A 19,522-nucleotide genomic window follows, 5' to 3' on the forward strand; every position below is an offset into this window, starting at 1 on the left:
CACTAAATCCAAAGTATGAGTGTAATCCGGTATCGAAGAACAATTCATTACTCTGAACAAGTGGCAAAGTTAATACTATTTCTTCCGTCCTGAAAATTTCTTGTCCTTTTTAGCCTCCGGGAACACAAAAGTCGTGTTATATTCCCCGTCAAAGGCGACAACAGCATCGAAACTCTTGCCCTGTTTGCTCTTGAACCCTTTGAGCAGCTTGGTATGCCCTTCGGTGAGCAGGTCTTTGATTTCATCGTCGGACAGGGTGCGTCCCGCTTTCAGCCGGAACACGGGCAGTCCGCACTCCGTGTTGTCGCAGCGTACCACCTTGCCGTAGAACCGCATCCTGCCCGTGCCACACTTGGGACACGCGCAGCCGGAGTCACGGCTGCCGAAGAGCTTGTCGCACGAGATCAGTTCGGAGGTTATCTCACGTGTGTACGCCTCTATCTCCTTGCGGAAGGTGTCGTCGGACAGTTCCCCGCGCTCGATACGCGCCAGCTCCTTTTCCCATTCGCCCGTCATGGCAACATCGGCGATGCGCATCGTCTTGACGACGGAATTGAGGGCAAGTCCTTTTTCGGTGGGAACAAGCGACTTCTTGCAGCGTTCCATGTAACCGCGCTTGAAAAGCGTTTCGATGATGGAGGCGCGTGTGGCGGGAGTACCGATGCCACAGTCCTTCATCGCCTGCCGCAGTGCGTCGTCCTCAATTTCCTTGCCCGCCGTTTCCATTGCCGAGAGCAGGGTGGCTTCGGTATGCAGCGGCTTGGGTTTGGTCTTTCCTTCGGTAATGGACGAGCCTTTCGGTGTCAGCGTGTCGCCTTCCTGCCAGCCGGGGATGGTAATTTCCTCTTTTTCCTCGCCATAGACGGCACGCCATCCGGTTTGCTTCACGACGCTGCCTTTTACGGTAAACTCCACTCCGGCACATTCCGCCGTGACAGTGGTCACATCCTTGACGCATTTCTCAGAGAATGCCTCGACCATGCGCCCGGCAATCATCTGATAGATGGTATTGTCCTCTTTGGAGAGGAAGAGCGGTTTCTCACCCGTGACGAGCAGGGCATGGTGGTCTGTCACCTTGCCGTCGTCCACGCTGCGGCGTGTCGGGGCGGCTTTTGCCCGCACCTTGTCTTTCCATTCGGGCTGTGTGCCGATGAAAGCGAGCAGTTTGGGAATTTCGGCAAACACGTCTTCGGGGATGTAGCGGCTTCCCGTTCTCGGATAGGTTATCAACTTCTTTTCGTAGAGTTTCTGCGCGATTTCAAGCGTCTGTTCCGCCGTGAAGCCGTGCTTGGCGTTGGCTTCTTTCTGGAGCGTGGTCAGGTCGTAGAGCAAGGGAGTTTCCTCCGTCTTCTCCTTGCGCTCGGCTTTCGTGACAGTGGCGCAACCTGCCGCCTTTACCTTATTATATAGTTCCATCGCCGGTTCTTTCTCTTTCCATTTCTCGGAGGATGAGAATTTCACGACTTCGCCGTCGCAACCGTCCGTTGCGATATGGAGCTGCCAGAATGCTTCGGACGTAAAGCGGCGGTTCTCCCAGTAGCGTTCACATACCATAGCCAACGTTGGTGTCTGCACCCGCCCCACGGAATACGTGCCGTGTCCGGCGGCGATGGATAACGCCTGTGTGCCGTTGATGCCCACGAGCCAGTCGGATTCGCTCCGCGCTTTGGCGGCGAGGTAGAGGTTGTCGTATTTGCTGCCGTCTTCGAGTTTCCGCAGTCCCTCGCGGATAGCTTTGTCGGTGAGAGAGCTGATCCACAGGCGCACGAAAGGAGTGGTGCAACCCGTATAGTGGTAGAGGTAGCGGAAGATAAGCTCTCCCTCGCGTCCGGCATCGGTCGCCACGATGATATGTTCGCTTGTGTCGAACAGTCTTTTGATGACTTTTATCTGCGACACCACGCCGCTGTCGGGCTTGTAACCTTTCTCCGTCCTGACCTGACGGGGGACGAGCGTGAATGTGTCGGGAATAATCGGGAGGTTGTCACGGACAAATCCGCGCACGCCGTAGCCGTCGGGCATGGCAAGCTGAACGAGGTGTCCGAATGCCCATGTCACGGCATAACCGCCTCCCTCGAAATATCCTTCCTCTCTCTTTGTCGCGCCCACGATGCGGGCGATTTCACGTGCCACGGAGGGCTTTTCTGCAATGATTGTCTTCATGTCTTCTTCTTTTTTGTTGATACTTTGGATTTTATTTTGGATTCAGTGGCGGACACGGGATTACATTTTCATGCCCTTGCCCGTTTTCTTCTGCGGCTTCTCCTGCTGCTGTTGCTGGCGGGCGTCCTTCGGGTTGGTCTGACCTTTCTGCAACGGCTCTCTCAGATTCTTTGTAGCCTCGTTGGTCTTGCCATCGTTGTTCACCGCCACCTGCGTGCGGCTCTCGTTGGACGGAGCAACCTGCTGTGCATTGTCAGGGTTCGTGTCGTAGCGGTACGGGCGTCCCTTCTCCGGGTTGAACTTGATATACATCGTGGCATGGAAGCCCTGCTTGTCGGTCACGTTCTCCAGCTTCACGGCTTTACCCGCCACATAGTCGGCTTTCTGCTGGTCGGTGAAGCTCACGCCGCTCCATTTGCTGATGGGGCGGATGCTGCCGTCCTCGTTCGTCCACGTGTTGCGGCGTTGCTCCTTCTTGGTCTGTGCGGCATTTTCCCCGCCCTGCGCCTGACTTTTCGATGTGTCGCCTTTGGTTTCCTGTGTCTGTGCGGTACGGGGCGACTTGCCGGTTCCCGGCACGAACTCCACGCCGCGCTGCTCCACGTTCACTTGCAGGGTGGTGACGAACTTTCTGCCGTCGTTGCGCTCGATGAGCTTGTCGCGTACGGGCAGTCCGGCGCGGAGCATGTCCCGCTCCTGCGTGGTGATTTCCGTCTTGCCGATGCGCTCCGGGATGCGCACCCTGCTTGCCGGAATGTCCGTGATTTCATTCGTCTTGCGGTCGATGCTGATGTAGGAGGGGATGATCTCGCCCGTTTCCCTGTCCACAATGTCCACGACCCTACCGAGATTGCCCGTTTCGCGGAGGTTCTTCCGGTCATTGTCGGAGAATTTGTGTTCCTTGTACTCATCCAGCTTCTGCTCCTTGCGGATGAAGTGCGGCACGAGGCTGATGTTTCCCTCACCGTCCTTCTTGAAGGAGAGGCGGGCGTCCAGCTCGAATGATTCGCCGCCGAAGGTCGGTTTGACCTTTACCAAGTCGGACTTGCCATAGTTGAGCATCTTCGTAAGGTCGCCGGACTTTTCAAGGTTGTCCCGCTTTACGCCCCATCTGTCCTCCAGCTCCTGCCAGTTGATTTTACTCTCGTCGATGGGCTGGTAGCCACGTTTGCCCTGCATCTGTTCGGATTTGTCCTGTTGCTGTTCTTTCCGTTGTTCCATGTTCTCCTGTTTTTGAGGTTCTTGTTTCTCTGTCTGTTGTGCTGCCATCTCTTCCTGCACCTTCTTCTCATAGTCGGAGGTGTCCACCTTGTGAGGGGCGAGCAGCTCCTTGTTCGCTTCGGGGTCTTTCAGCAGTTGCTTCATCACCTCTAAGAGATTTTCAGCTTGGTCTGCCGCAATGCGGTAGAAACCGAAGCGGCTGGGTTCCTTGCACTGCCGGAAGAAGTTCTTGAAGAAGTTGTCCAGCACGTCGCCATGTCGGTCGAATTGCAGGAAACTCTGCGCGTTCTCCGCTTTTGCGGGGGTGCGCTTGGGTGTGCCGTCCGCGTTCAGCCCGGCTACCACGCTGATCTCGCCTGTCTTCTCGTCACGGACTACCAGCACGTCCTTTTCGTCTTTTTTCTTTGCCATCTGAAAAATGTTTTAATGGGTTATTTATGAAAGAAATTATGGATACGAGCCTTGTAGAAGGCTATATCTTCCTTTTTGAAGTCCTTGATATGGTTGGAAAGGAATGTCAGCACGTCCTCCTCGCTGTAATAGGTCTTCTTGCCCAGCGTCTTGTAGGGCAATGCGCCTACGCTGCGGTAGCGTTGGAGGGTGCGTTTGCTTATCTGGAGCAACATGCACAAATCCTGATTGTCGAAAAGGCGGATGCTTTCCGTGATAGTGGGCTGTTTCCCCTCAGCCTTCATCGCCAGCAGCAGTTCGTCCTGACGGTCGAGCCGTTCCATCAGCTTCTGCATCCAGCCCTCGAAGTTGTTTCGTGTGAGCAGTTCCATGACCTATGTCCTCCTTCCTTTTGGTTTGCCGCCCGTGCGCAGCGTGTGGTTGTGGAACAGGGTGTCTATTGTCCCTTCCTCGTTCCTTACTGTGTTGTCCTCCAATAGCCGCAGTATCTCGGAAAGGCGGTAGCGGCAGCTTCCGCGTACCACCACATACTCGATACGGTGGTCGGTGCGCATACGCTGCATGGTGCGCTTGCTCACGTTGAGCATCTTCGCCGCCTGTGCCGTGTCAAGCAGCTTGTCTTCGGTTTCCCGCTTCCGTTTCTTCTCGTCCCTTGCCTCGCGGATGTACCCTGCGATGTTCGCAATCTGCGCCATCATCTCCTTGTAGGCGGAACTTTCCATTGTTATCACTTTCATGTTCAGTCCTTTCTTTTTGTTTCTGCGACAAAATTCGGCAATAAACAAAAGGGGCTTTAACAACTCACTACGTGACTCACGTAAGATTTTTGCGGAAGATGGCTCCGTAACCCGGTCAAACGGCGCAACAGGCAGCCTTTCAGCGGAAAACGATACGTCTTGTATGCCGTTTCGTTACCTTTGCGGCAAACTCTAAATGACATGAATATGGAAATAGTATCTATCGAGAAAAAGACTTTCGAGATGATGGTGGCGGCATTCGGCGCACTCTCGGAGAAGGTCGCCGCCCTGAGGCGCAAAAGCGACACGGGGCGCATGGAAAGATGGCTCACGGGCGAGGAGGTCTGCGGGCAGTTGAGAATAAGCCCGCGCACGTTGCAGACGCTGCGTGACAGGCGGCTTATCGGCTACTCGCAGATAAACCGCAGGTTCTATTACAAGCCAGAGGAGGTGAAGCGGCTGATACCGCTTGTCGGCACGCTCTATCCGCACGGCAGATGATTTGATTTATTCACCCACTGAATCCGAAGTTATGATGAACGAGAACAACGATGTTTTTACGATGGAAGACGAGCCGATAGCCTCTGTGGTGCAGGATATGCGCAAAGGCTCGAAATGGCTGTCCGCATTTCTGGAAAGCTACCGTCCTCCGCTGGACGGGGAACGTTACCTGACGGACGGCGAGGTGTCGGAACTGCTCCGTGTGAGCCGGCGCACCTTGCAGGAATACCGCAACAACCGCGTGTTGCCCTTCATACTTTTGGGAGGGAAGGTGCTTTACCCGGAAACGGGGCTGCGCGGGGTACTGGAAGCGAACTACCGCAAGCCGCTGGAGTGAGGCGGTTTCATGAAAAAGTAAACGGGTGACACCTTTTGTGGTGCTACCCGTTTACTTGTCTTATGGGGTATGTGCAATCAGCAATACCCGGCTTTTCCGTTCTGTATGAACATCACGTATGTCTGCCGTTTCTCTTGTGAGAGTGCCTTTCCCACCAGCCATGTGCGGAACAGGTGGGTGTTGTAGGTATTCACCCTGAAAGCGACCGGGATGATGATTTCAAGGGCGTACACGTCCGCGTGCAGCCCGTTTTCAAGCTGCATGTAGCGGCACACCTCGTAGTCGTTCAGCACGTCCGACTTGCGGACGGCTCTGATGGCGGCGTTCACTGCCGGGACGGTCGTATGGAACAATCCGGCTATTTCGGTGGCGGTCATCCACACGTCGTTACCGGTTACGCTGACTGCCTTGTCCTCGATGATGATTGTGTCACGTTTCATGGCTTTTCTTTTTAGATGGTGCAACCTGCAAATTCCTCGACGCCGTTCAATCTTGCGGCAAGGTTCTCCATGTCCTGATTGAGCTTCTCTTTGGTTATCTTTGCGTAAATCTGCGTCGTCTTTATGCTCTTGTGTCCGAGCATGGAGCTGACCGTTTCGATGGGAACACCGTTGGAGAGGAATATCGTCGTGGCTGCCGTGTGGCGGCTCTGATGCCACGTGATATGCTTGGTGATGCCGCAACGCTTGGCGACGGCACGGATACCGGCAAGGCACGTGTTATAATGCGGAACGGGAAATATCCTGCCGTCCCCGCACAGTCCCCGGTATTTGCCGATTATGCGGTTGGCGATGTCGAGCAGGCGGATGTTGGACACCACGCCCGTTTTCTGGCGGTTGATGTTTATCCACTCGTGTTCGTCGAAGTAGGTGCGGATATTCTCTTCCGTAAGGTTGCGCATATCCGCGAACGACAGCCCCGTGAAGGCGCAGAACAGGTAGAGGTCGCGGTACAATTCCTGTTTGGCGTTTTTCAGTTTCCCCTCCATCAGCAGGCGGATCTCATCTTTGGTCAGGAAACTGCGTGTTGTTTCCTCCTTCTTGATTTCATACTCGCGGAACGGGTCGCGCGTCAGCCACTCGTTGTTGATGGCGATGAATACCATCGTCCGTAACGGGCAGACGTACAGCCACACGGTATTGGTGCAGCAGTGCTTGTCCGTGCGCAGGAACATCTCGAAGTCGGAGATGAAAGCCGGGGTAAGCTCTTTTAGGGCGATGTCCTTCACATGGTAGCGGATGTCGAGGAACTCTTGCATGTGCTTGTAAACGGTGCGGTACTTCAGCAGCGTGCCTTTGGCTTTCATGCCTGCCTCCACCTGCTTCTCGTAGTCCTCGTTGTGCTGGCGGAACACCTGCATCAGCGTGTGGTAGCGGTGTTCCAGTCCGAGAAAGGCGTTCTTCACCTTCTCCGCCGTGACGAAGTTGTCACGCTCCATGATTTCCTGATAATGCCTGTTGATGCGTACCCGCATCTTGTCAAGCATACGGTTCGTTTCGAGTGCCGCCGTGCTTCTGCCCGTGACACGTCCACCTTTGGTGTCCCACAGTTTCGGATCGACAGTCAGTTTGCAGCTGAACTGTGTCTGGCTGCCGTCCACCGTGATGCGTCCCATGACGGGAACTGTCCCGTCCTTTTTCACTACCTGACGCTTGAGGTAGTAGATTACTGAAAATGTACTCTTCATTGTCCTTAATTTTTGGGTTTCAAAATTAGTTGGTGAAGAGTCCGGTGTTGGTACGCAAAACGGGGAGGAACGGCGCAATCTTTTTCCGTAACCTGATTTTTCGCATGAGTTATGGATAACTCACTATTCCTTAGAGCCTTGTTTCGCTATTCGTACCCGTTTGTCGCATTTTCGGGCATGGTTACGAACAAGTAACGTAGCGGCGTCAGGATTTGGCTTCGGCAGGGATTGTAATGGCTTCACGGATTATCGCCACTTCAACCAAAACCCTTGTAACTCAATTCTATCACTATATCTTTCCGCATTTCACTTTTTTGTAGTAACTTTGCGACATAAAATTTCATAATGATGCGCAAGAATATTTCCATATTAGTCAGCCTGTTGATCTTATCGCTTACGGCTTGCTCGGACAAGGGCCAATATTTCGAAGAGAGTGATTCTGTTTTTCATACAAGTTACCACATCAAATACAAGGCCAAGCAAATCCTAACCGATAAGATCGACAGCGAGCTGCAACGTTTTAACCTCTCCTTAAATCCTTTCAACCCCAACTCCACGATCGCGAAAGTCAATAATAACGAGGATGTGGAGGTAGACGAATGGTTTACCGAAGTATTCAATAAGGCGGAAGAAATCTCCCAAAAATCAGGAGGAGCTTTTGATATTACTTGTGCTCCATTAATTAATCTATGGGGATTCGGATTCAGTAAGATGGATAGCGTAACCCCGCAGATGATCGATAGCATAAAGGCTTTCGTCGGTTATCAAAAAGTGAGATTGGAAGGAAAGAAAATCATCAAAGAAGATCCCCGGATTCTATTGAATTGTTCGTCCATCGCAAAAGGTTATGCTTGCGATGTCATCGCCCGCCTGCTGGAAAAGGAAGGCGTAAAGAACTACATGGTAGAAATAGGTGGTGAGGTCACCATGAAAGGCGTAAATCAACAAGGTGACTGTTGGCGAGTCGGCATCAACAAGCCGGAAATAGGGACAAGTGGCGTAACAAATGATGTTGAAGAGATCGTACAATTATGCCAAAAAGGGGGTGTGGCTACTTCTGGTGACTACCGAAACTTCTACATCAAGGATGGTAAGAAATATGCCCATACGATCAATCCGGCGACCGGTTATCCCGCTGGACAAAATATTCTTAGCGCGACCATCGTGGCGGAAGATTGTATGACAGCAGACGCTTACGCTACGACTTTCATGGTTTTGGGAGTCGAGAAAGCGAAGCTACTGGCACAATCCATCCCCCAAATAGAGTATTTTATTATTTATGCGGACAACAACGGACAACAGAAAGTCACCTACTCAAAAGGTATGTTGGAATACCTTCCTAACAGAAAAACATTGGCTATCCTCGAAAATCCTTAAGTTCCTACATGAAGCGTTATCTAAATCAACTTGAATGCAAAATACTGAGAGCCGGAGATTCCCTGTTTAATACCACAACCACGGATAATCTATTAATCTTCGTATTTTCGGGAAAACTTATTATTTACAGCCAAGAAGGGACACATATAGCGGAAGTGGCAAAAGATCATTTCATGCTACTTGCGCAAAACACCAATCATAAGGTTATAGCCTCAGCCCCTACCCGCCTTATCTTAATACATGCGGGCAGCCTATCCGACATGATCATAAATGACCCGGAATGGAATGTGGAGAAACCGGTCGTCTTACCGATTCCCCCAGCCTTAGCGCACACATTAAATCAGATAGAATATTATATGAAGGATAAATACTTTACCTTGAATTGAGATTAAAAATGTTTCAATTCCTGATAAAGCTTTTGCACAGGTAATCCCATCACGTTATAAAAGCTACCATTGATAGCCTCTACCCCGATATAACCGATCCACTCCTGAATGCCATACCCTCCCGCTTTATCATAAGGTTTATATTTATCCAAATAATAATTAATCTCTTCATCACCCAATTTTGCGAAACAAACCGCAGATTCGACGGAAAAGCCTACATTTTTGTCCTTCGTCATGATACAAACGCCGGTTATTACCTGATGTACATGATCCGACAAAGCATGAAGCATAGCATAAGCTTCCTCCCGGTTCGCAGGCTTCCCCATAACCCCGTCAAACGTCCAGACGATCGTGTCCGCCGTGATCAGCAATTCATCATCTGCCATAGTCGATTTATAGGCCTCCGCTTTCGAACGGGCAATATATAAAGGGATCTCCATGGAGTCAATAGAATCCGGGTAAGACTCGTCAATATCCGGAATTACCCTCACCTCGAAGTCGATATCCAGACCAGATAACAAATTCCGTCGTCTCGGAGAATTAGAGGCTAAGACGATCTTGTACTTTTTTAAATTCTCTAACATAACCTATTCGATTAAGCGTTACACATTCACCAAAATTTTACCACCCAAAAGCCTCCTCGCCGAACCAGTGTCCTTGAGCCCGCATCGTTTGCTCGATCACGTCCCTAGCTACGCCTTCGCCACCTCGCCGGGAGGATATATATTTCGCTATCTCCTTGATCTCCGGAGCCGCATCCGCAGGTGCCACCGGCAATCCGACTCGCGTCATTACCTCATAATCAGGAATATCATCACCCGCATACATGATTTGCTCAGGAGACAAGCCCGTTTTTTCCATGAAATCCTTAAAGTCATGCACCTTTACAGCGCTACGCATATAAATATGTTGTATTCCTAAACGAGAAAAGCGAATCTGTACGGCTTCCGTATATCCGCCCGTAATTATAGCGACCTCATAACCTTTCTTCACGGCCAATTGCAAGGCATAGCCATCCTTGATATTGACCGTACGCATCGGATCGCCATTCGGGTGAAGCGGAATCACATCGCAGGATAGCACCCCGTCTACATCAAAGACAAAAGCCTTTATTTTTCTCAAATCATAGTTTATACTACTCATGTCGAGCCTCCTTATGTATACTTCGGCTAATCAGCTCATATAAATTTCGCATATCCGGATCTTTAAGCATAGCCATATGTTTGTTTATCACATTCTCGTCATATCGTATAGCTGGTCCCGTTTGGGCTCGCGCCGGCGACATTACATGTACCTTAGCGGCTGTCTCGTCTATCAAAGGTAGCAAGACCTCTCCCGGTATTTGCTGTTCTTCCAAGATCTTTTCAGCTAGCGCATACATATGATTCGTAAAATTACAAGCGAAAACCGCCGCTAAATGTAAGTTCTTTCGCTTCTCGGAGGAGAGGAAACGGACATCACTGGAGAGCGCCCTAGCCACCTCGCCCAGCACCTTCTCATCTTCAGACGAGTTCGCCTCTAAAAAGAACGGTATTTTCTTGAAATCCACCTCCCTACTCTTACTAAACGTTTGTAACGGATAAACCACCCCATATCTAGCCGTAAAATCTTCAAATACAGAGATTGGCATACTCCCTGCCGTATGCACCCACAAACCGTTATTCGGTTTTACACGGGCGATAACATCTTGGAGCACGGCATCTTTCAAAGAGAAAACATACAAGTCGGCATCTTCCACAATATCTTCCGGGACAACAGTCCACCCACATCCCAATTCATCGGCTAAAATCTTAGCATGCTCACTTGTGTGACTATACACTTGCCCGATACTCATTCCGGACTTACGCATTTCCAACGAAAGCCGGGTAGCTAAGTTTCCGGCACCAACAAATACAACTCTCATTCTTCCGCCTCTTTATTTTCTTCCGGAAGAGAGAACTTTCCTATATGTATCTTCTCCCATTGTAAATGGGATTCATCAAAAGGCTTACGAACCTGATCCTTATAACCGATACCAATGATAGACAAGACATCCAATTGATAAGGGATATCCAGCAACGAACGAACATAATTATTCGAATCCGCCTCGTCCTCTGTTACCCGGTTCCGGATCTGACACCAGCAACTGCCCAATCCCAAATCCTCCGCTTGCAATTGCATATAAATAGAAGCGACCGAAGCGTCCTCGATCCAAACATCGCTTTCCATCACATTCGCCAAGACAACCACGGCCAAGGCACAACCCTCCAGAAAAGCAGAACCATTTTTCTTACACCCGGCAAGTTTCTTCAACATTTCCTTATCTTCCACGACCACGAACTGCCAAGGATTACTACGTTTTGAGGCCGGAGCCATCAACGCCGCTTTCAAGATCAGTTCTACCTGCTCGGGGGAAAGTAGTTGTTCGGTAAACTTACGTGTACTTCTTCTATTTTGTATAAGTGTTGCAAAACTCTCCATTTTTTTCGTTCTTTGTACTCTTTTAATATTAAGATTCGCAAATATAAATATAATTTTTTGCACCCATATATACGTATCGTTCTTTTTTCTCGTTAGTATTTTTATAATTGAACAATAGATTATGAAGATTCGTGCGATAGCCGCGCTGCTATTTATACTTATTTCCGTGAGTGCCTTTGGCGAAGGCCGCATAAAAATCACTGGTTATGTCCGTGACGCCGACGGTAACCCTCTGGAATTAGTGAATGTCCGGGTTAAGAACACGTTGATCGGCTCCATGACCAACGAGAAGGGATATTATTCCTTTTCCATATCGCCGGGGGATTCTATCTCCATTATTTACTCTTGTCTGGGATATAATAAAGCTGAACGTATCATTCCTTCGGCACAAGCCGATATGCGCCTGAACGTACAGATGAACAATACCTCATTTGATTTAGGGGAAGTATCTGTTACTGCCATCCGCAAGCAGACCACGACCATGGAGTCCCTAAATGCGGACAAAATCAAGTTATTGCCCGATCCCTCCGGAGGTAGTATAGAGAGCTTGGTCGTTACGTTTGCCGGAGTATCGTCCAATAACGAGTTAAGTTCCCAGTATTCCGTACGTGGAGGTAGTTATGATGAAAATATCGTTTATGTGAATGGGATCGAGGTATTCCGTCCGCTTCTGATTCGCTCGGGACAACAAGAGGGCCTTAGCTTTATCAATCCGGACCTGACAGAAGCGGTCAATTTCGCCGCCGGTGGCTTCGAGGCCCGTTACGGAGACAAGATGAGTTCCGTGCTGGATATTACCTATAAAAAGCCTAAGATATTCGAAGGCTCGGCTTCCGCGAGCTTGTTGGGCGCGAATGCTTATGTAGGCAGTTCTATCGGTAAATTTACCCAAGTAACGGGTTTCCGCTTTAAAAGCGGTCGGTCTATTTTGGGTACCATGGATACAGACGCAGAATACGACCCTAAATTTATCGATCTGCAAACTTACATCACGTACCAATTGGCCCCTAAATGGGAAATCAATTTCTTGGGAAACCTCGCTAACAATAATTATAAATTCACCCCTTATAGCCGGGAAACCTCTTTCGGTACAGCCGAGCATCCCAAGAACTTCAAAGTCTATTTCGACGGAAGGGAAAGAGACCGTTTCCAAACCTTATTCGGTGCGCTTACATTGAAACACAACCCCAATGAGAACACAGAATTGGGACTCCAAGCCTCCGCTTTCAAAAGCAAGGAAGAAGAGGGATACGATATCGCCGGAGAATATTGGCTAAGCGAGAACGGAGCGGAAAATCCGGATGACGACGCGTCAGCCGCCATGTCCGTAGGCCGTTATCACGAGCACGCACGAAACCGTTTGAACTCCACCGTCATGAATGTCGGGCACTATGGGATGGCCCGCCTTTTAAACAATACGTTGAAATGGGGAGCCACGGTACAAATGGAGAAAATCAATGATAAGATCAGTGAATGGGAAAAAAGGGATTCCTCAGGTTATTCTTTGCCCCAAACCGGTAATAACGTAAGTGTATATTCGAACCTCTTTTCTGATAATCAGATAGAAAGCACACGCTTTTCCGCTTATGCGCAAGACGCGTTCAAATTCAGGACCAAGCAAGGTCTGTTCACGTTAGTCGCAGGGGTTAGAGGTAGTTATTGGACTTATAATAAGGAGTTCCTTTTCAGTCCTCGTGCCTCATTGGGCTTTATCCCGAACTTCGACCAAGACTTGACGCTCCGTTTCGCCACCGGACTGTATTATCAATCGCCCTTCTACAAGGAATTACGTAGAGTAGACAAAGATAAGAACGGCAATAATATCACGGTATTGAACAAAGATCTAAAGTCACAACGCTCCATCCATTTCATATTGGGAGGAGATTATACGTTCCGTGCCGTAGACCGGAATTTCAAGGTGACCGCCGAGATGTACTATAAAAAGCTGGACAATCTGAATCCCTACACCGTAGATAACGTCAAGATCCGCTATTACGGCGAGAACTGCGCCAAAGGTTACGCCATGGGACTCGATGTCAAATTCTTCGGAGAATTCGTACCGGGTACCGACTCATGGATCAGCTTCTCCTTGATGAAAGCCCAGCAAACCATCCGGGAAACAACGACCGTTCCTATGGCCAATAGCCAAGGCTACAACATCTCACTCTTCTTCCAAGATTATTTCCCGGGCTATAAACGAGTCAAGCTAAATCTGAAAGGAGTTCTATCCGGAGGACTTCCCCAGACAATCCCGGGCAAAGGATACGAAGCCGGCTATTTCCGTACGCCCGCCTACAAACGTGTAGATATCGGCCTCTCCTATCAATTGGCAGGAGGCACGGACGCTATCATGGACAGGGGCTTCTTCCGCCATTTGAAAAACATTTGGCTAGGTCTGGATGTATTTAACATATTAGACATCAAAAACGTTAGTTCCTACTATTGGATAACAGATGTATATAATGTCCAATACGCAGTTCCAAACTATCTGACCGGACGTCAATTGAACGTTCGTCTGATTGTCGATTTTTAGTAAAATGTATCTTTAAACACATTTACTGGGAGATAAAAACAAAAAATTATTTCCTCATTCATAAAAAGTAGTGTACATTTGCACACAATAGAAACAAACATTTACTAAATCTTTAAATTATTATTGACATGGAACTTACACATATCGAACATTTAGGTATCGCAGTGAAGAGTATCGAGGCTTGTTTACCCTATTATGAAGGTGTTCTTGGATTAAAATGCTACAATATCGAAGAAGTAGCAGACCAAAAAGTAAAAACCGCATTTTTCAAGGTAGGACAGACTAAGATTGAATTACTAGAGCCGACCAGCGAAGATAGCACGATCGCAAAATTTATCGAGAAAAAAGGTGAAGGTATCCACCATATCGCATTCGCGGTACCTGATGTACAGGCAGCTTTGAACGAGGCTGAGGAAAAAGGCGTTAAATTAATCGATAAAGCTCCCCGTGGTGGCGCGGAAGGCTTGAACATCGCTTTCCTTCACCCGAAATCAACTTGCAGCGTATTGACAGAACTTTGCATGCCGGGCAACAAATAATTAATCCGTTCATTTCTAACAACAAATCAAAATACAATGAGTAACCAGCTTGAAAAAGTAAAAGAGCTCATCGCACTTCGTGAGCAAGCTCGCTTGGGTGGAGGAGAGAAAAGAATCGAATCACAGCACAAAAAAGGCAAATATACCGCTCGTGAGCGTATCGCCATGTTGCTTGACGAAGGTAGTTTCGAGGAATTCGACATGTTTGTTCAACACCGTTGTACAAACTTCGGTATCGAGAAAACTAAATATTTAGGCGATGGTATCGTAACAGGTTATGGTACGATCGACGGACGTTTGGTATATATCTTCGCTCAAGATTTCACCGTATTCGGTGGAGCCTTGTCTGAGGCTTTGGCTATGAAGATCTGTAAAGTAATGGATCAAGCCATGAAGATGGGCGCTCCCGTTATCGGTTTGAACGACTCCGGTGGAGCTCGTATCCAAGAAGGTGTAAACGCCTTGGCAGGATACGCTGAGATTTTCCAACGCAACATCTTGGCTTCCGGTGTTGTTCCCCAGATTTCCGGTATCTTCGGCCCTTGCGCCGGTGGAGCCGTTTATTCTCCGGCTTTGACAGACTTCAACATCATGACACGTGGTACCAGCTATATGTTCTTGACTGGTCCGAAAGTCGTAAAAACCGTAACAGGAGAGGATGTAACCCAAGAGCAGTTGGGTGGAGCCAGCGTACACACTACCAAATCGGGTGTAGCCCATTTCGCTGTCGATACAGAAGAAGATGGTTTGCAATTGATCCGTAAATTGCTCAGTTTCTTACCTCAGAACAACTTAGAGGAAACGCCGTTAGTTGAGTGCAAAGACCCGATCGATCGTTTGGATGATGTATTGAATGATATCATTCCCGATAACGCTAACCAATCTTACGATATGTACGAGGTTATCGGTACGATCGTCGATAACAACGAGTTCCTAGAGGTCCATGCGGACTACGCTAAGAATATCATCGTAGGTTTCGCTCGTTTCAACGGACAATCTGTCGGTATCGTAGCCAACCAGCCGAAGGTTATGGCAGGATGCTTGGATAGCAACGCATCTCGTAAAGCAGGTCGCTTCGTTCGTTTCTGCGACGCTTTCAATATTCCTTTGGTAACATTGGTTGACGTTCCGGGATTCCTTCCGGGTACAGGTCAGGAATACAACGGTGTAATCCTTCATGGCGCTAAATTGCTTTACGCTTATGGTGAGGCTACCGTTCCTAAGATTACCGTTACATTGCGTAAGTCTTACGGTGGAGCTTATTGCGTGATGAGTTCTAAACATTTACGTGGTGATATGAATTACGCATGGCCGACAGCCGAGATCGCCGTTATGGGCCCGAGCGGTGCCGTAGAGGTTATCTTCGCCAAGGAAGTAGCAGCCGCTGAAGATCCGAAAGCATGCGCAGCAGAGAAAGAAGCTGAATATAAGAAAGCATTCGCTAATCCTTATAACGCAGCTCAATACGGTTATATCGACGATGTTATCGAACCGCGTAACACTCGTTTCCGTATTATTCGTGCTTTGCAGCAATTGCAGACTAAGAAGTTAAGCAATCCTGCTAAGAAACATGATAACCTGCCTCTATAATCCGTAAAACAGGAGATGAATATGATAAATAAGAAAATAGGGGTATTGCTACTGTTAATGGTTCTCTTCAGTATGGGAGCCAAGGCACAGTTGACTACCTCCGTTAAGTTAAACGAAGTATTGGTTGTCAACGAGGATAACTTCGTTGATGACTACGGTAAACGCCATCCATGGATTGAGTTGTATAATAACTCGGCCGGTACGGTGGACTTACGCGGTTGTTTTTTGACGAACGATAAAAGTAATCCTAAGAAGTATATGATACCGAAGGGAGACGTATTGACAAAGATACCTCCTTATCAGCATGCACTTTTTTGGGCGGACAACGAGCCTACAAAAGGAACATTTCACGTAAACTTTACGCTTGATCCGAACAAGGATAATTATCTAGCCTTATACGATTCAGATGGTACAACGTTGATTGACGAGGTAACGATTCCTGCCGGACAAAAGGCGGATATCAGCTACGGTTTGGACTTAGATGGTAAAGGCAAATGGGCAACTCTAGGCAAAGTGACCCCTAGTACCAACAATCTAACGCTAGATTCGAATGCGAAACTTGAGAATTTCCAGCGGAACGACCCATGGGGTATCGGTATGACCATTACAGCCATGGCTGTTGTATTCCTTGGCTTGATGATCTTGTTCCTTGTATTCAAACAGATCGGTAACGCAGCGATCAAAGCTAGCAAGCGTAACGCCCAAAAAGCCGCAGGAACAGGTGCTGCCGTATCAGCCAATATCGGTCAAGAATCAGGTGAAATTTTTGCCGCTATCGCTACCGCTCTTTATGAGATGAGCGATGACAACCACGATATCGAGAACACGGTATTAACTATCCACAAGGTTCAACGCAGCTATTCACCATGGAGTTCTAAGCTTTATTCTCTGCGTCAGACTCCAAATAAAAAGTAATCATCCTAAAATCCAATTGACGAATGAAAAGTTTTAAATATACCATTAACGGTAACACATATAAAGTACATATCAACTCAGTTGTAGATGATGTGGCAGAGGTAGAGGTAAACGGAACCCCTTATAACGTAAAAATGGAGAAACCTGCGAAAAAACAAATGGTTACATTGAAACGTCCGGCTCAAGCTCCGACCAATGCCAGCGGTGAACCTGTTATCACCCGTCAAGCAGCTCCAAGTGTAGCCGGCGCTGTTAAATCTCCGCTGCCAGGTGTAATTTTAAGTGTAGACTGTAAAGTCGGCGATACAGTTAAGAGAGGTCAAAAGATCTTGGTATTGGAAGCCATGAAGATGGAAAACAACATCAATGCCGATCGTGACGGTAAAATTGTAGAAATTAAAGTAAACAAAGGCGACTCTGTATTGGAAGGTGCAGATCTCGTTGTAATCGGTTAATGATATGCAAGAAAGTTTCTTACAATTCCTAGGAGAAAATATCCAAATATTTCTCTCCTATACAGGATTTGCGAACGCGACTCCAGGGCATATCGTGATGCTATTGGTAGGTTTGCTGTTCATATTCCTAGCGATTAAATATGAATTCGAGCCGATGCTTCTGATCCCTATTGGTTTCGGTATCTTGATCGGAAATATCCCTTTCAAGGATGCCGGATTACAATTAGGTATATACGAAGAGGGTTCTGTATTGAACATTTTGTACCAAGGAGTGAAACAAGGTTGGTATCCCCCCTTGATATTCCTCGGTATCGGTGCCATGACAGACTTCTCCGCTTTGATATCCAACCCTAAGTTAATGCTAGTCGGAGCTGCCGCCCAATTTGGTATTTTCGGTGCTTATATCATTGCATTGCAAATGGGATTTGACCCAAGCCAAGCCGGTGCTATCGGTATTATCGGAGGAGCTGATGGTCCAACTGCAATCTTCTTGTCATCCAAGTTAGCTCCTAACTTGATGGGTGCTATCGCTGTATCCGCATACTCATATATGGCATTGGTTCCTATTATCCAGCCACCGTTTATGAGATTGCTTACAACGAAGAAAGAACGTGTGATCCGTATGAAACCTCCAAGAGCCGTTTCACAGACGGAGAAAATCGTTTTCCCGATCGTTGGCTTGTTATTGACAGCCTTCTTGGTACCGTCTGGTTTGCCATTGTTAGGAATGTTGTTCTTTGGTAACTTGATCAAGGAAAGTGGTGTTACTCGCCGTTTGGCAGAGACAGCCCGCGGCCCGCTGATCGATGTTATCACGATCTTATTAGGCATCACGGTAGGTGCTTCTACACAAGCTACCCAGTTCTTAACATTGAACTCTATCAAGATTTTCGGTTTGGGTGCGTTGTCATTCGTTATCGCTACTTGTGCCGGTGTATTGTTCGTTAAGTTCTTTAACCTGTTCTTGAAAGAAGGCAACAAGATCAATCCGTTGATCGGTAACTCCGGTGTATCCGCCGTACCTGACGCTGCCCGTATTTCCCAGAACGTAGGTTTGGAATACGATCCAAGTAACTACTTATTGATGCACGCTATGGGTCCGAACGTAGCAGGTGTAATCGGTTCCGCTGTAGCTGCCGGTATCTTGCTAGGATTCCTTGGTTAATAAAAACAACTATCTATATTAAAAAAGGCGAGGTCCGAAAGGATCCCGCCTTTTTATGTTATTGTTCTCAGTTAGCTTGCTCTATAGGAACCGGACTAATCTCCGTACTCGTATCCTCCACCAACGTTGTCCCGAGGAACAACCAGATCATCAAAAGGATTATAGCGACAACCACACCAAATACCAATAGCGTATTCACACTTTTCTTTCTCATGTCTTTAACTGATTTATTCATTTTAGAATAAACAGCCGGAACATGAATTTGGTTGTGTACCCTTACTCTTATTTGTTTTTCCCTAACGCCTCGTTCAGCACTTTGTTCTTAGCGATCGTTGCTTGGAATTCTTTCAAATAGAAAGGCTCAAAATAAGCCACATTCTCAAAACGGCCATCATCATATGCTTGCTGCGACAAGGATGCCATATTTACAGCTAATGGATAGATACCATCTATAAAACAGGCGTTCGAAGAAGTGATTACCGTCTCACATTTAGCGGCACCGTCTCCAAAGAAACAAACCTTACCGTTCTCTAAAAAAGAAGCATACGAATCAGCATCTACGATATCAGCAGTCGTGGCACGTATCGTGTTGAGATGGGAATCATAAATCGAAGAGTAGACTTCCATACGACGGGCATCCAACATAGCGCAATACAAGCAATCGGCCTCCTCCTTATTTTTCCGGATAGCGGCAGACGCTAAAATATCCAGCGTATGAATACCGATCAAAGGAATACCATACCCAAAGCATAATCCTTTAGCCACAGACACCCCGATGCGTAACCCCGTATAAGATCCGGGTCCGCTACTTACCGCCACGGCATCCAGTTTTATCCCTTTCGACTTCGCGGCTTCTAATGCCTCTTCCATATAAACGCCCAATAACGCCGCATGAGACGGCCCCTCAAAGGAAGCCTTCTCAAAGACCACCTCCTCCCCTTCCGACAGGGCTACTGAACATACGGAAGTGGATGTCTCGATATTTAAGATCAATGACATAATAATAGACTATTAACAGTTGATAGTTAGCATCTCTTCTATAGGA

22 protein-coding genes are annotated in these 19,522 nt (G+C 48.0%); 10 read left to right on the forward strand and 12 right to left on the reverse strand.

The window, feature by feature from the left end; all coding sequences use genetic code 11:
- Positions 1-75: 75 nt before the first annotated feature.
- Genes topB through DWY79_RS01510 form a run of 4 tightly spaced genes read right to left on the reverse strand, consistent with a single transcriptional unit; the run spans position 76 to position 4,532 of the window.
- Positions 76-2,163, reverse strand: a complete 2,088-nt coding sequence (topB, locus tag DWY79_RS01495) for a type IA DNA topoisomerase (RefSeq protein WP_004291456.1) — start codon at positions 2,161-2,163, stop codon at positions 76-78.
- 60 nt (positions 2,164-2,223) lie between these two features.
- Positions 2,224-3,795: a DUF3945 domain-containing protein gene (locus DWY79_RS01500; protein WP_004291455.1), complete on the reverse strand. Its 1,572-nt coding sequence runs from the start codon at positions 3,793-3,795 to the stop codon at positions 2,224-2,226.
- A 20-nt stretch (positions 3,796-3,815) separates the two neighbouring features.
- Complete coding sequence (locus tag DWY79_RS01505; RefSeq protein ID WP_004291454.1) at positions 3,816-4,166, reverse strand: helix-turn-helix domain-containing protein; 351 nt, start codon at positions 4,164-4,166, stop codon at positions 3,816-3,818.
- Positions 4,167-4,169: 3 nt separating this feature from the next.
- On the reverse strand, positions 4,170-4,532 hold the full coding sequence (locus DWY79_RS01510) for a helix-turn-helix domain-containing protein (RefSeq protein WP_004304264.1): 363 nt from the start codon (positions 4,530-4,532) through the stop codon (positions 4,170-4,172).
- A gap of 201 nt (positions 4,533-4,733) precedes the next feature.
- On the opposite strand from DWY79_RS01510, the gene DWY79_RS01520 reads away from it, so the two are divergent.
- Together DWY79_RS01520 and DWY79_RS01525 are read left to right on the forward strand one after the other, a co-directional pair.
- Positions 4,734-5,033: a helix-turn-helix domain-containing protein gene (locus DWY79_RS01520; RefSeq protein ID WP_004291426.1), complete on the forward strand. Its 300-nt coding sequence runs from the start codon at positions 4,734-4,736 to the stop codon at positions 5,031-5,033.
- A gap of 31 nt (positions 5,034-5,064) precedes the next feature.
- Positions 5,065-5,370 carry a helix-turn-helix domain-containing protein gene (locus DWY79_RS01525; RefSeq protein ID WP_004291424.1) on the forward strand — a complete coding sequence of 102 codons (306 nt, stop codon included), beginning with the start codon at positions 5,065-5,067 and terminating at the stop codon, positions 5,368-5,370.
- Between the two features lie 77 nt (positions 5,371-5,447).
- On the opposite strand, the gene DWY79_RS01530 is transcribed toward DWY79_RS01525, so the two are convergent.
- Together DWY79_RS01530 and DWY79_RS01535 are read right to left on the reverse strand one after the other, a co-directional pair.
- Positions 5,448-5,810 carry a hypothetical protein gene (locus DWY79_RS01530; RefSeq protein WP_004291423.1) on the reverse strand — a complete coding sequence of 121 codons (363 nt, stop codon included), beginning with the start codon at positions 5,808-5,810 and terminating at the stop codon, positions 5,448-5,450.
- An 11-nt stretch (positions 5,811-5,821) separates the two neighbouring features.
- Positions 5,822-7,057: a site-specific integrase gene (locus DWY79_RS01535; protein ID WP_004291422.1), complete on the reverse strand. Its 1,236-nt coding sequence runs from the start codon at positions 7,055-7,057 to the stop codon at positions 5,822-5,824.
- A gap of 345 nt (positions 7,058-7,402) precedes the next feature.
- Between DWY79_RS01535 and DWY79_RS01545 the strand changes: the two genes are divergently transcribed.
- The gene (locus DWY79_RS01545) at positions 7,403-8,434 is read left to right on the forward strand and encodes an FAD:protein FMN transferase (RefSeq protein WP_122368717.1); all 1,032 of its coding nucleotides are present in this window, start codon (positions 7,403-7,405) and stop codon (positions 8,432-8,434) included.
- Between the two features lie 8 nt (positions 8,435-8,442).
- Positions 8,443-8,820, forward strand: coding sequence for a hypothetical protein (locus tag DWY79_RS01550; protein WP_005865798.1), 378 nt, complete (start codon positions 8,443-8,445; stop codon positions 8,818-8,820).
- A gap of 2 nt (positions 8,821-8,822) precedes the next feature.
- Here the strand turns inward: DWY79_RS01550 and DWY79_RS01555 are convergent, their stop codons facing one another.
- The 4 genes from DWY79_RS01555 to DWY79_RS01570 are packed head-to-tail and all read right to left on the reverse strand — an operon-like array spanning position 8,823 to position 11,280.
- Positions 8,823-9,404, reverse strand: coding sequence for a Maf-like protein (locus tag DWY79_RS01555; protein WP_008774130.1), 582 nt, complete (start codon positions 9,402-9,404; stop codon positions 8,823-8,825).
- Between the two features lie 37 nt (positions 9,405-9,441).
- Positions 9,442-9,963, reverse strand: coding sequence for an HAD family hydrolase (locus DWY79_RS01560; RefSeq protein ID WP_005865795.1), 522 nt, complete (start codon positions 9,961-9,963; stop codon positions 9,442-9,444).
- Positions 9,956-10,723, reverse strand: a complete 768-nt coding sequence (locus DWY79_RS01565; protein ID WP_122368718.1) for a Rossmann-like and DUF2520 domain-containing protein — start codon at positions 10,721-10,723, stop codon at positions 9,956-9,958. Before DWY79_RS01565 ends, DWY79_RS01560 begins: the two co-directional genes overlap by 8 nt.
- Positions 10,720-11,280 (reverse strand): nitroreductase family protein, encoded by a 561-nt coding sequence (locus tag DWY79_RS01570; protein ID WP_005861528.1) that lies wholly within the window; start codon positions 11,278-11,280, stop codon positions 10,720-10,722. The genes DWY79_RS01565 and DWY79_RS01570 overlap by 4 nt, the downstream gene beginning before the upstream one ends.
- A gap of 121 nt (positions 11,281-11,401) precedes the next feature.
- On the opposite strand from DWY79_RS01570, the gene DWY79_RS01575 reads away from it, so the two are divergent.
- From DWY79_RS01575 to DWY79_RS01600, 6 genes are all read left to right on the forward strand, one after another.
- The gene (locus DWY79_RS01575) at positions 11,402-13,813 is read left to right on the forward strand and encodes a TonB-dependent receptor (protein WP_011965914.1); all 2,412 of its coding nucleotides are present in this window, start codon (positions 11,402-11,404) and stop codon (positions 13,811-13,813) included.
- Positions 13,814-13,941: 128 nt separating this feature from the next.
- Complete coding sequence (mce, locus tag DWY79_RS01580) at positions 13,942-14,352, forward strand: methylmalonyl-CoA epimerase (RefSeq protein ID WP_121736096.1); 411 nt, start codon at positions 13,942-13,944, stop codon at positions 14,350-14,352.
- Positions 14,353-14,388: 36 nt separating this feature from the next.
- Complete coding sequence (locus tag DWY79_RS01585; protein WP_005861522.1) at positions 14,389-15,942, forward strand: acyl-CoA carboxylase subunit beta; 1,554 nt, start codon at positions 14,389-14,391, stop codon at positions 15,940-15,942.
- Positions 15,943-15,963: 21 nt separating this feature from the next.
- The gene (locus tag DWY79_RS01590; RefSeq protein ID WP_122368765.1) at positions 15,964-16,857 is read left to right on the forward strand and encodes an OadG family transporter subunit; all 894 of its coding nucleotides are present in this window, start codon (positions 15,964-15,966) and stop codon (positions 16,855-16,857) included.
- Positions 16,858-16,880: 23 nt separating this feature from the next.
- A complete protein-coding gene (locus tag DWY79_RS01595; protein ID WP_008774133.1) occupies positions 16,881-17,312 on the forward strand; it encodes a biotin/lipoyl-containing protein in 432 nt (143 codons plus the stop codon).
- A gap of 4 nt (positions 17,313-17,316) precedes the next feature.
- Complete coding sequence (locus tag DWY79_RS01600) at positions 17,317-18,477, forward strand: sodium ion-translocating decarboxylase subunit beta (protein WP_008774134.1); 1,161 nt, start codon at positions 17,317-17,319, stop codon at positions 18,475-18,477.
- A 67-nt stretch (positions 18,478-18,544) separates the two neighbouring features.
- Here DWY79_RS01600 and DWY79_RS22670 read toward each other — a convergent pair whose 3' ends face one another.
- Positions 18,545-18,691 (reverse strand): hypothetical protein, encoded by a 147-nt coding sequence (locus tag DWY79_RS22670; protein ID WP_005861514.1) that lies wholly within the window; start codon positions 18,689-18,691, stop codon positions 18,545-18,547.
- A 68-nt stretch (positions 18,692-18,759) separates the two neighbouring features.
- On the reverse strand, positions 18,760-19,476 hold the full coding sequence (gene tsaB, locus DWY79_RS01610) for a tRNA (adenosine(37)-N6)-threonylcarbamoyltransferase complex dimerization subunit type 1 TsaB (protein WP_122368719.1): 717 nt from the start codon (positions 19,474-19,476) through the stop codon (positions 18,760-18,762).
- Positions 19,477-19,522 lie beyond the last annotated feature (46 nt).

The organism is Parabacteroides sp. AF27-14 (assembly GCF_003635425.1).
GTDB lineage: Bacteria > Bacteroidota > Bacteroidia > Bacteroidales > Tannerellaceae > Parabacteroides > Parabacteroides distasonis.